Below are 12,056 nucleotides of genomic sequence, written 5' to 3' on the forward strand. Positions count from 1 at the left end.
AAGGCGGCGCAGGCGCCCAGTCACTCAATCAACTTCAGATCGCCACCGGCGCTTTAATCGGCGGATGCGGATCGTAGCCTTCGATTTCAAAGTCTTCAAAACGGTAGTCAAACAGCGTATCGGGACGGCGTTTAATCACCAGCTTCGGCAAGGGGCGCGGTTCGCGGCTCAGTTGCAGATGCGTCTGTTCCATATGGTTGTTGTAGAGGTGGGTATCCCCGCCCGTCCAGACGAAGTCCCCGACTTCCAGGTCGCACTGCTGCGCCACCATATGCACCAGTAAGGCATAGCTGGCGATATTGAAAGGCAAACCGAGGAACACGTCGCACGAGCGCTGATAAAGCTGGCAGGATAATTTGCCGTCGGCAACGTAGAACTGGAAAAAGGCATGGCACGGCGCCAGCGCCATCTTGTCCAGCTCCCCCACATTCCAGGCGGAAACGATGATGCGCCGGGAGTCGGGATCCTGATTCAACTGGGTCAGCACATTTTTCAGTTGATCGATCTGACGCCCGTCGGCCGCGCCCCAGGCGCGCCATTGTTTGCCGTAGACCGGACCGAGATCGCCGTTTTCATCCGCCCATTCGTCCCAAATACTCACTTTGTTGTCATGCAGATAAGCCACGTTGGTATCACCGTTGAGGAACCACAGCAGCTCATGAATGATCGAACGCAGATGGCAGCGCTTGGTGGTTACCAGCGGAAAACCCTGCTGTAAATTGAAACGCATCTGATGACCGAAAATCGACAGGGTGCCGGTGCCGGTGCGATCGGCTTTCGGCGTCCCTTCCTCGAGCACTTTTTTCATCAGATCCAGATACTGTTTCATACTACCTCACCACGAATATTAAAGAATGACGGCCGGCGATTATCGCTGCGCGGGCTGACGGCGATAGGCCCAGACCATCATCAGCACCCCGGCGACGACCATCGGTATCGACAGAATTTGCCCCATGCTGAAGATATTGCTGAATAACCCCAGTTGCGCATCAGGCTGGCGGAAAAATTCCGCGATGATACGGAAAACGCCGTAGCCGATCAGGAACAGCCCGGAAACGCTGCCCATCGGGCGCGGTTTGCGGATAAACAAATTCAATATGATAAACAGCGCGATGCCCTCAAGCGCCATCTGATACAGCTGTGAGGGATGGCGCGGCAGCATGCCGTACTGGTTGAAAATGGCCTGCCATTGCGGATTGCCGGCCGCCAGCGCCAGATCTTCGCCGCGTGAGCCGGGGAATAACATCGCCCATGGCGTATCGGTGGTGACGCGGCCCCAAAGCTCGCCGTTGATAAAGTTGCCCAGACGACCGGCCCCCAGGCCAAAAGGGATTAACGGCGCGATAAAATCAGCCACCTGGAAGAAATGCCGTTTGGTGCGCCGGGCGAACCACAACATGACGCAGATCACGCCGATCAGACCACCGTGGAATGACATGCCTCCATCCCAGACTTTAAATAAATAGAGCGGATTTTCCACAAAGGACGGCAACGCATAGAACAGCACATAGCCCAGGCGGCCGCCGATAAATACCCCGAGAAAGCCCATATACAACAGGTTTTCGACTTCGTCTTTCGTCCAGCCGCTACCCGGTTTGTTGGCGCGACGCACCGCCAGCCACATGGCAAACACAAACCCAACCAAATACATCAGCCCATACCAGTGCAAAGCCACTGGGCCAATTGAAAAGATCACCGGATCAAACTGAGGAAACGCCAGATAGCTCGTCGTCATCGTTCACCACATATTTTGTTGTATTGTCCCCGGCCAGGGGCTATCGATCGGTCAAGACAGGGCGTTTTCCCGCCGACCGCGGGGGCGGATCATAACATAACGCACCGAATCCGTTGGTTATCCGGACGGGAAAAGTTCTGTAAACAATATTAACGTCCGCCGCGGATCAGCCCTCCCAGTCCGCGCTCTTCGGCAAAGATGGCGGCGCGCCGGCGCACTTCACCGGCGTTCGGGGCTTTCAACAGTTGTCCGACCAGCGTCTGCGCCTCGGGTAAAGCAATCTGGCGCAGCAGGTATTTAATGCGCGCCACGCTGCGGCCGTTCATACTGAGCGTGCGATACCCCAGCCCGGTCAGCACCAGCGCACCCAGCGGTTCCCCCGCCATCTCGCCGCACACGGAAACCGCGATATCGTGGCGCCGGCACTCGGCGGCGATAGTATTCAGCACCTGTAGCATCGCCGGATGCAGGCTGTCATATAGGGAAGCGACGTGGGTGTTGTTACGGTCCACCGCCAGCAAATACTGGGTCAGATCGTTGGTGCCGACGGAAACAAAATCAACGCGTCCGACCAGATGCGGCAGCATAAAAATCATCGACGGCACTTCGATCATAATGCCGATGCGCGGCCGGGGCTGCGGGGACCCCAGCTGTTCCGCGACTTCGCCCGCGGCCTGGTCGATCAGGCGGCGTGACTCATCGATCTCATCCAGACTGCTCACCATCGGCAGCAGAATATGCAGATTGCCGCTATGGGCGTTCGCCCGCAGCATGGCGCGTATCTGAATAAGAAATATTTCCGGCTGATCGAGAGTAATACGGATACCGCGCCAGCCAAGGCTGGGGTTCTCTTCATTGATGGGCAGATACGGCAATGGCTTGTCGGCGCCGATATCCAAGGTACGCAATATGACCTGCCCCGCGGGATAGAGCTGCAACATGCTTTGATATTGCGCCGTTTGCTCATCTTCGGACGGGAAGCCGCTCTGCAGCATAAAGGGGAATTCGGTTCGATACAGACCGATGCCGTCCACCTGATTTATAATATTTTTATCATGCTCCGCGCTTAACCCGGCGTTCAGCATCACCTGCATGCGTTCGCCGCTTTTCAGCACCGCCGGGCGGGCCATGTCATCTTCCGCCAGGCGGGTGAGCGCATTTTCTTCAATCAGCAGACGCTGATATTCCTGCACCAATAGCGGTTCGGGATCCACCAATAGCTCGCCGCGATAGCCGTCGATAATCAGCGTGCGCTGATGAAGCAGCTCAGGCTGAATATCCGCGCCGACCAGGGTCGGGATCCCCATCGCGCGCACCAGAATGGCGGCATGAGAATTTGCCGCGCCGTCGTAGACCACCACCCCCGCCAGCCGCTCCGCAGGCAATTCCGCCAGCAGCGTCGCCGTCAGTTCATCGGCAACCAGAATAAAGCGTTCGGGCCACCGTCCGAGGCTGGGCGCGTTATCGTCGAGATGGAATAACAGCCGCTGCCCGAGGGCGCGGAAATCGCCGGCCCGCTCGCGCAGATAGGTATCCTGCAGGCTGGAGAACCGCGCCGCAAAACGCTCAATCACCAGCTTGACCGCCCATTGCGCGGCGTTGCCGGCGTCTACTTCCTGAAACAGTTCGCGCTTCAAGCGGGCATCATTAAGCAGGTGGGAATAGAGATCAAAAATGGCCGCGCTCTCTTTTTGCGCGCCGGCGCCGAAGCGTTTGCTGAAACGGCGGAACTCCGCGGTGGCTTCCTCCAACGCCTGGGTTAGCCGGACGCGCTCCCGTTCGCTGTCCAGACTTGAAGCGGGAAAGACCTGATCCAGAGAAGGCTGGCTGCAATCCCGCCAGCCGGGGGCGATCGCCACGCCGGGCGATGCCGCCAGCGCTTTAACGCGTGCCTGACGGAATTGCCCGAACAGCGTTTTAATCTGCGACAAGGAAAGTATGGCCGCCAGCTGCGTCGCCAGCGTCACCATGAACGACTCTTCGTTTTTATCAAACTGCCGGTGTTCGCGCTGCTGCACCACCAACACCCCCAGCAGCTGGCGGCGATGGATAACGGGCACCCCGAGAAAAGAGCGGAAATGCTGTTCCTTTACGGCGGGAATATATTTGAAACTGGGGTGGGTGCGGGCATCCGCCAGATTAATCGGTTCCGCCCGCTGGCCCACCAGACCGACCACGCCCTGGCCGAACGCCAGCGTGACGGTACGTCCGCGCGGTTTTGTCAATCCGCGCGTGGCCATCAGGTAGTAGCATTGGTGCTGGTGGTCAGCCAGATAGATGGAACAGACTTCCGTATCCATCGCCTGGCAGATTTCATTCACCAGAATATCCAGCGCATCATCAAGGCGGGCCGCCGCCGCTACTTTTTCGACAATTTCTCGCAGGCGCGTAAGCATGATGTGCCTGATTTACCCTCTCTTTCGCCGGACGCCGGGCGGCAGCGCCGTCCGAGCCGCGCTATGCTCCTGAAGTTGTATCACCGGGCTGATAAACTCTTTCATCACCCGACGATAAACGTCACGCTTGAAAGATACCACCTGACGTACCGGATACCAGTAACTGACCCAGCGCCAGCCGTCGAATTCAGGCGTACCGCTGCTTTGCATATTGATCTCTGACTCATTGCACATTAACTGTAGCAGAAACCATTTTTGCTTTTGGCCGATACATACCGGTTTTGTATCCCAACGCACCAAACGTTTTGGTAATTTATAGCGCAACCAGTTGCGGGTAGATGCCAGGATACGCACATCTTTTTTCCTTAACCCCACTTCCTCGAACAGTTCACGGTACATCGCCTGTTCCGCATTTTCGCCGGGATTAATTCCCCCCTGAGGAAACTGCCAGGAGTGCTGGCCGTAGCGACGAGCCCACAAGACCTGTCCCTGCCGATTACAAATTACGATACCAACATTCGGGCGGTAGCCATCATCATCGATCACCGGACTACCTCAATAGACTTTAAATGCAAAGATGAGCTGATTGTTTCACACTCCCGGCAGACGGTAAACTACTGCTTGGAGCCATATCCCTTCTAATAAAGTCTCGATAACCCACAGATAACATCAAAGTTATAAACATGTAAAAGCCGATCCCGGCGGCTTATTCACTATTTCTGTGGACATCTTTGTGCAGAACCCATGAAAAAGTAAGTGGAACCTGTTACCGGCCGTGAAGCCCCCTCCTTTAAGATCTAAATAAATAAATTTTATTTTCATGATGTTAATTAGTTTTTCAACCACAAAATCACCGTAAAGAATCCTGACGGAATTATTCCCGCCTTAACGCTGGCGAAAGATCGTTCTATGCCGATTTTATCCACAGAGACTGACAGCACATCAGACAAAAAACCGGCAGAAACAGCAAAACCGCCCCGCGTCAAGGCTGTAAATCAAACCAGTAATGCATCTTTATGCCGGTTATCCAAGAAATCTGTGGATAACCTGGTGTAAGATCCTGTTCATTGTTGGCGTCTACAGGTGCACAGTTTACGAAATAAGATTCCGCCGACAGGATCTCATTCGGAAAAACCGCTATGAATCATGCTATTATTGATTCCTTAAACAAGTTCTCCGACCGTGCGGTAATGTTTTTCGCCCGTTGTCTTTTTTTTGAACGGAAAAAATCAGGCTATATAACCTATGAATTCACCATCCGTTTTCACTACGCCGCCGCATAGTGAACAGGAACTGTTGCTGCGGGCCCGGTCGCTTGCCGGTTACGATCTGGCTGAACTGGCGGCGATCGCGCAACTGCCGCTGCCGGCGAATTTGAAACGGGATAAAGGCTGGATTGGCACACTGCTGGAGCGTTTTCTGGGCGCCAGCGCAGGCAGTAAGCCCGAGCAGGATTTCGCCGATATCGGTATCGAGTTGAAAACCATTCCCATCGACGAGCAGGGCAAACCGCTGGAAACCACTTTCGTCTGCGTCGCCCCGCTCACCGGCAACAGCGGCGTCACCTGGGAAAGCAGCCACGTACGGCACAAACTGGCGCGGGTATTGTGGGTCCCGGTGGAAGGCTCGCGGCATATCCCTTTGGGCGCACGGCGGATTGGCGCCCCGCTTATCTGGAGCCCCAGCCGGGAAGAGGAAGAGCAGTTGCGCCGCGACTGGGAAGAACTGATGGATCTGATCGTCCTCGGCCGGGTTGAAAGTATCACCGCTCGCCATGGCGAAGTGCTACAATTACGCCCCAAAGCAGCCAATAGCCGCGCCCTGACGGAAGCGATTGGTGAGTTTGGGCAGCCGATTCTCACCTTACCCCGTGGATTCTACTTAAAGAAAACCTTTACCGCCCCCCTGTTGGCGCGCCATTTTCTGCTATAACCAGCCACACTTTCGCTTGCCTGCACGCTAATATGGCGGCGTATAATATCGTTTACATTTCGTTTAAGGTGCATTGATACAATGTTTGATTGGATTGTTGATCCGAATGCCTGGTTGGCACTGGGAACGTTGACTATTCTGGAAGTCGTTCTTGGTATCGACAACATTATTTTCCTGTCGCTGGTCGTCGCCAAACTCCCCAAAGCCCAGCAAAATAAAGCACGGCGGATTGGCCTTATGGGCGCCATGCTGATGCGTCTGGGGTTACTGGCCTCTATCGCCTGGGTTATCCGTCTGACAAACCCTTTGTTTAGCGTATTAGGCAATGACATTTCCCTGCGCGACCTGATTCTGTTTTTCGGCGGACTGTTCCTGATCTGGAAGTCGAGCAGGGAAATTCACGAAACGGTGGAGGGCGGCTCGGAAGATCACGTCTCGCAGGTGCATTCGTTTTTTGGGGCGATCGTACAGATCATGCTGCTGGATATTATCTTCAGCCTGGATTCGGTGATTACCGCGGTCGGCCTTTCCGATCATCTGTTTATCATGATGGCGGCGGTGATTATCGCCGTGGGCGTGATGATGTTCTCCGCCAGGGCGATCGGCGAATTTGTTGAACGGCATCCGTCAGTCAAAATGCTGGCGCTGTCATTCCTGATATTGGTCGGTTTCACCTTGATCCTGGAAAGCGTCGAAATTCATGTGCCGAAAGGCTACATCTACTTCGCGATGTTCTTCTCCATGGCGGTGGAAACGCTGAATCTGCTGCGCGGAAAAAAAGCCAAAACCACCGAGTGACCCCCTCGCGGGCTACGCTGATTTATGAGCAATTTTCTCCATTATTCTTACATCATCCTTGCCGGCTATTTGCTAGAGTGATTAATGAGCCTTAATTTTGCGGTCTAAAACAGGTTAGAGACGATGAAAGTACAGATAAAAATGGCGGTTATGCTGGCGTTATTATTCACCCTCGGCGGCTGTTCCAGCCACTATGTCATGGCCACCAAGGACGGGCAGATGCTGCTGACGCAGGGTAAGCCGGAGTTGGATGAAGAAACCGGATTGCTCAGCTACGTGGACGAACAGGGCAATAAAAAACAGATTAACACCAATGAGATATCGCAAATCATCGAGCGCTGATTCTTCACTTCGGACATCCGGCGGGCACGTCCCCGCCACCGCTATGCAATAAAGACGCTTCCCCACATGACCCGGCTTGGTTATAGTCAAATTCAGATAAGCGGGCGTTTGCCTGCTTATCCGCAATTCTCAGACATAAAGGAAGCTGGCAATGCTATATCACCGTATTCCACATAGTTCTTTAGAAGTGAGTGTTCTGGGCCTCGGCACCATGACCTTTGGCGAACAAAACAGCGAAGCTGACGCTCATGCCCAATTGGATCACGCCATTGCCGCAGGTGTTAACCTGATTGACACAGCAGAACTGTACCCGGTGCCGCCGCGCCCGGAAACCCAGGGATTAACCGAAAGCTATATCGGCTCCTGGCTGAAATCCCGCGGCGGACGGGAAAAACTGATACTGGCAAGCAAAGTCGCCGGGCCGACGCGCGGCAATGACAGCGGGATCCGGTCGCAGCAGGCGCTGGATCGCAAAAATATCCGTGACGCGCTGGACGCCAGCCTGACTCGGCTGAACACCGACTACATCGATCTGTATCAACTGCACTGGCCGCAGCGGCAAACCAACTGTTTCGGTAAACTGGGCTATCAATATACCGACGAAAAACCCGCCGTAACCTTGCTGGAAACGCTGGAGGCGCTGAATGAGCAGGTGCGCGCCGGGAAAATCCGCTATATCGGCGTGTCCAACGAAACCCCGTGGGGAGTGATGCGCTATCTGCATCTGGCGGAAAAACACGATCTGCCGCGCATCGTTTCCATTCAGAATCCTTACAGTCTGCTGAACCGGGGCTTTGAAGTCGGTCTGGCGGAAATCAGCCAGCATGAAGGGGTTGAGCTGCTGGCCTATTCGGCGCTGGCATTCGGTACGCTGACCGGCAAATACCTGAACGGCGCCAGGCCCGCCGGCGCGCGGAATACGCTGTTCAGCCGGTTTGTGCGCTACAGCGCGCCGCATACCGAACAGGCTATCGCCGAGTACGTGGCGCTGGCGCAGAAACACGGCCTGGATGCGGCGCAGATGGCCCTGGCCTTCGTCCGCCAGCAGCCGTTCGTCGCCACCACCCTGCTGGGCGCCACCTCGGTAGCGCAGTTGCAAACCAACCTCGCCAGTCTGGAACTCACCCTGGATCAGGAAATACTGGACGAACTGGAAGCGATTCACCGCCGTTTTACCATTCCGGCGCCTTAATCGACAACCCGTTGGATTTCGCTATATCTTTCCGAATGCCACCATCGTTATCCCCGGCAGTAGGCGGGGATTTCTGCTCGGCGTTGCGGAGATGCCCGCCTGCGCGGGCATGACGAGAGAGAGCCAGGGCTTGATGGAGGAGAGCGACTTAACCACGGATGCTCAACACAGTATCCGCGGGCATAACGGGGGTAATTACTTCAGCGTTTGCAGCAAGCTTTTACGCTGATTCTCCAGCGAAGTAACCCGGCCGCACACCTCGTCGCCGAAGTTCTGAAACGCCATTTCCTGATTGTTCCATTCGGTCTGAATGGCTTTCTGCAGACCGCCGAGGTTGCCCATCATCGCCTGGAGCGGATTGCCGCCGCTGGTCATCTGCTTTACGCCCATTTCATTCAGGCTGTCCTGCAGCACGCCGCCCATGCTCTGCTCGACGATCTGCTTGCCGTCCTGCTCTACCTGCTTGATCGCCTGATGGTGAAACGTCAGGCCGTCGCTGCGATGCTCGATAACGCGGTTCATCTGCTGTTTCAGCTGGCCGTTCAGCGTGGTCAGCCGATTGCGGACGTTGCTGTCGCTGCCCAGCTCCCGCACGATAACGCCATCCAACGCCACGCGCGCCTTTTCAAGATGCTGCTGCGCGCCCTGATCGATCCACGGCAGCTGTTGACGCAGGTCTGCCTGATAGGCTTTGGCTTGCTGGCGCTGCCCGGCGTTGAGGGTTAACGGCGCGCCGTTGCGCACGATGTCGCCCTCGGGCGAAATCTGCAAATCGCCGCTGGCGCCCACCACCTGCACATGCTGCGGGCTGATGATAATATCGTCCTGCGGATTAACGTTACACTGATACGCGGCCTGAACCTGCCAGGACAGCAACATCAATAAACCCAAAGTCATTTTACGCAACATATTTTCTCCTGAGGGAAACCACCACGGCCGCGGGGATGAGGGAGCATTCCGCCCGCTGAACGGGCGAAAACGGCTGAGTCACGACAAGGCGACCCAGCCGCAGCGGGATTTAGATCAGATCCTCGGGCAAATCCCACCAGATGTCGAACAAATCACTGACGTTAACCTCCGTCAGTTGCTGCTCTTCCAGCCAGCGGCCGACCAGTTGGCGGTGTTCGTCGGTGCAGTGGCCAATCTTCTGCAGACAGATCAACCCCTGCCAGTGCAGATAACCGCTGCCTTCGAACGCCAGACCGTTAGGTTCAATCACGTCATCGACGAACTTGTCCATCATACGGTCGATATCCGCAACGTCGGTTCCCTCCGGGAAACGCCAGCTGACGGAAAATCCCAGTTCCTGAAATTCATCAATGTGTAGTTTTTTACGTAAACGACGGCTACGAGCCTGCGCCATTATTTCACCCTCTCAAACATCAGATCCCAAACACCATGCCCTAAACGCTGGCCGCGAACTTCAAATTTTGTCAGCGGACGTGATTCCGGCCGCGCAACGTAGTCATTATTATCGGAAAGATTGCGATATGCCGCGACGGCGCTCATCACTTCGAGCATATGCTGCGCATAAGGTTCCCAATCCGTCGCCATATGAAACACCCCGCCTACCTTCAGCTTGCCCAGCACCAGTTCGACAAACGGCGTCTGCACGATACGGCGCTTGTTGTGGCGCGCCTTGTGCCACGGATCGGGGAAAAACAGCTGCACCATCGACAATGCGCCATCGGGGATCATGGTTTCCAGCACTTCCACCGCGTCGTGACACATCACGCGCAGGTTGTCGATCCCCGCTTCCTGCGCGGAAGAGAGGCAGGCGCCGACGCCGGGCAGATGCACTTCAATCCCCAGGAAGTTCTGCTCGGGATGCTGCTGCGCCATGGTCACCAGCGACGCCCCCATCCCGAAGCCGATCTCCAGCACCAGCGGTGCATCACGGCCAAACAGCACCGCCATATCCAGCGGTTCAGACTGGTACTCCACGCCCATCACCGGCCAGTAGTTATCCAGCGCCTGCTGTTGTCCGTTGGTCAACCGCCCCTGACGGCGAACAAAACTGCGGATACGGCGCAGCGGGCGTCCGTTTTCATCAAATTCCGGAGAGATGACGTTATTAATCATAAAGAGTGTTTACCGTCTGTCCGATTTCGTTAAGGAAACGCGCATTATGCAAGGATACTGCGGTTTAGCAAGTGCGCCGCCTCGGAAAGTTCCGGTTTACAGCTCATTCACTCTGTGCTGGAATCGCAGTCAGACTTTCTACCTGCCGGATAGTGATCCCTTTTATGATGCAAGCGCAACGGTTCGCGCACCAGGTGCTGAACTGGTACCAACGCTATGGCCGCAAAACCCTGCCGTGGCAGCTTGAGAAAACGCCGTATAAAGTATGGCTGTCCGAAGTGATGTTGCAACAAACGCAGGTCACCACGGTTATTCCCTATTTCCAACGCTTTATTTCCCGCTTCCCGGACGTGAAAGCGCTGGCCGCCGCGCCGCTGGACGAAGTGCTGCACCTGTGGACCGGGCTGGGCTATTACGCCCGCGCCCGTAATCTGCACAAGGCGGCACAGACCATCGTCGCCCGGCACGGCGGCGAATTCCCGGTTACCTTCGACGAGGTGGCGGACCTGCCGGGCGTCGGGCGTTCCACCGCCGGCGCCATACTCTCGCTGTCGCTGGGGCAGCATTACCCCATTCTCGACGGCAACGTAAAGCGCGTGCTCGCCCGCTGCTACGCGGTGGACGGCTGGCCGGGCAAGAATGAGGTGGAAAAAAAGCTGTGGGCCATCAGCGAAGATGTCACTCCGGCGCAGGACGTCGGCCGGTTTAATCAGGCGATGATGGATCTGGGCGCCATGGTGTGCACCCGCAGCCGCCCCAAATGCGAGCTTTGCCCGCTCAATACCGGCTGCGCGGCCTACGCCGATCACAGCTGGGCGCGGTATCCCGGCAAGAAACCCAAACAGACGCTGCCGGAAAAAACCACCTGGTTTTTACTGCTGCAACAGGGCGGCAAAATATGGCTGCGGCAGCGCCCCGCCGTCGGCCTGTGGGGCGGGCTATTCTGCTTTCCGCAATTCGACGAACGCGGCGAGTTGGAACTCTGGCTGCAACACCGTGGTCTGAACGCTGACGGATTGCAACAGCTGGTGGCTTTCCGCCACACGTTTAGCCATTTTCATTTGGATATCGTGCCGTTATGGCTGAATGTCTCACAACAACACTCCTGCATGGATGAAGGCGCGGGTCTCTGGTATAACTTAGCGCAGCCGCCTTCCGTCGGACTGGCTGCCCCGGTCGAGCGCCTACTGCGCGAGTTAGCCCGACCACAACCGACACTATTGAATTCCTGCGCCATTGATGAGGAAGAAGCATGAGCAGAACGATTTTTTGTACTTTTTTACAGCGCGAAGCCGAAGGGCAGGACTTTCAGCTCTATCCGGGCGAACTGGGCAAACGCATCTATAACGAAATATCCAAAGAAGCCTGGGCGCAGTGGCAAACCAAGCAAACCATGCTGATTAACGAAAAGAAACTCAGCATGATGAACGTCGAAGATCGCAAGCTGCTGGAACAGGAAATGATCAAGTTCCTGTTTGAAGGTAAGGACGTACATATCGAAGGCTATACGCCTCCGAGTCATTGATATTGCAGGGCCTGACGGCCCTTTTGCGTCCTTATTCCCGACACGGCTTTATTA

The 12,056-nt window shown here is 55.9% G+C and carries 13 protein-coding genes; 6 read left to right on the forward strand and 7 right to left on the reverse strand.

The genetic code is table 11. The features are described 5' to 3' along the window. Window positions 1–34: 34 nt before the first annotated feature. The 4 genes from thyA to rppH all read right to left on the reverse strand — a co-directional run bounded on the left by thyA (window position 35) and on the right by rppH (window position 4,677). Window positions 35–829, reverse strand: coding sequence for a thymidylate synthase (gene thyA, locus EH206_RS17695; protein WP_009114188.1), 795 nt, complete (start codon window positions 827–829; stop codon window positions 35–37). Between the two features lie 39 nt (window positions 830–868). Beyond that, the gene (lgt, locus tag EH206_RS17700; RefSeq protein WP_009114189.1) at window positions 869–1,735 is read right to left on the reverse strand and encodes a prolipoprotein diacylglyceryl transferase; all 867 of its coding nucleotides are present in this window, start codon (window positions 1,733–1,735) and stop codon (window positions 869–871) included. Window positions 1,736–1,884: 149 nt separating this feature from the next. Further along, entirely contained in the window at window positions 1,885–4,131 is a 2,247-nt protein-coding gene (gene ptsP, locus EH206_RS17705) for a phosphoenolpyruvate--protein phosphotransferase (RefSeq protein WP_009114190.1), read from the reverse strand. A gap of 12 nt (window positions 4,132–4,143) precedes the next feature. Further along, on the reverse strand, window positions 4,144–4,677 hold the full coding sequence (gene rppH / locus EH206_RS17710; RefSeq protein WP_009114191.1) for an RNA pyrophosphohydrolase: 534 nt from the start codon (window positions 4,675–4,677) through the stop codon (window positions 4,144–4,146). 699 nt (window positions 4,678–5,376) lie between these two features. Here rppH and mutH point away from each other — a divergent pair. The 4 genes from mutH (at window position 5,377) to EH206_RS17730 (ending at window position 8,395) form a co-directional block, all read left to right on the forward strand. Continuing rightward, entirely contained in the window at window positions 5,377–6,063 is a 687-nt protein-coding gene (gene mutH / locus EH206_RS17715) for a DNA mismatch repair endonuclease MutH (protein WP_009114192.1), read from the forward strand. Between the two features lie 81 nt (window positions 6,064–6,144). Next, window positions 6,145–6,861 (forward strand): TerC family protein, encoded by a 717-nt coding sequence (locus tag EH206_RS17720; RefSeq protein ID WP_009114193.1) that lies wholly within the window; start codon window positions 6,145–6,147, stop codon window positions 6,859–6,861. Between the two features lie 123 nt (window positions 6,862–6,984). Beyond that, window positions 6,985–7,203 (forward strand): YgdI/YgdR family lipoprotein, encoded by a 219-nt coding sequence (locus EH206_RS17725; RefSeq protein ID WP_009114194.1) that lies wholly within the window; start codon window positions 6,985–6,987, stop codon window positions 7,201–7,203. 151 nt (window positions 7,204–7,354) lie between these two features. Beyond that, complete coding sequence (locus EH206_RS17730; RefSeq protein WP_009114195.1) at window positions 7,355–8,395, forward strand: NADP(H)-dependent aldo-keto reductase; 1,041 nt, start codon at window positions 7,355–7,357, stop codon at window positions 8,393–8,395. Window positions 8,396–8,590: 195 nt separating this feature from the next. Here EH206_RS17730 and EH206_RS17735 read toward each other — a convergent pair whose 3' ends face one another. From EH206_RS17735 to trmB, 3 genes are all read right to left on the reverse strand, one after another. Next, window positions 8,591–9,304 (reverse strand): YggN family protein, encoded by a 714-nt coding sequence (locus tag EH206_RS17735; RefSeq protein WP_009114196.1) that lies wholly within the window; start codon window positions 9,302–9,304, stop codon window positions 8,591–8,593. Window positions 9,305–9,413: 109 nt separating this feature from the next. Continuing rightward, a complete protein-coding gene (locus EH206_RS17740) occupies window positions 9,414–9,758 on the reverse strand; it encodes a YggL family protein (protein WP_009114197.1) in 345 nt (114 codons plus the stop codon). Then, entirely contained in the window at window positions 9,758–10,477 is a 720-nt protein-coding gene (gene trmB, locus EH206_RS17745) for a tRNA (guanosine(46)-N7)-methyltransferase TrmB (RefSeq protein WP_009114198.1), read from the reverse strand. Before trmB ends, EH206_RS17740 begins: the two co-directional genes overlap by 1 nt. A 164-nt stretch (window positions 10,478–10,641) precedes the next feature. On the opposite strand from trmB, the gene mutY reads away from it, so the two are divergent. Beyond that, the gene (gene mutY, locus EH206_RS17750; protein WP_009114199.1) at window positions 10,642–11,733 is read left to right on the forward strand and encodes an A/G-specific adenine glycosylase; all 1,092 of its coding nucleotides are present in this window, start codon (window positions 10,642–10,644) and stop codon (window positions 11,731–11,733) included. Further along, a complete protein-coding gene (locus EH206_RS17755) occupies window positions 11,730–12,002 on the forward strand; it encodes an oxidative damage protection protein (protein WP_009114200.1) in 273 nt (90 codons plus the stop codon). The genes mutY and EH206_RS17755 overlap by 4 nt, the downstream gene beginning before the upstream one ends. Window positions 12,003–12,056 lie beyond the last annotated feature (54 nt).

The sequence above is a fragment of the Brenneria nigrifluens DSM 30175 = ATCC 13028 genome (assembly GCF_005484965.1).
GTDB lineage: Bacteria > Pseudomonadota > Gammaproteobacteria > Enterobacterales > Enterobacteriaceae > Brenneria > Brenneria nigrifluens.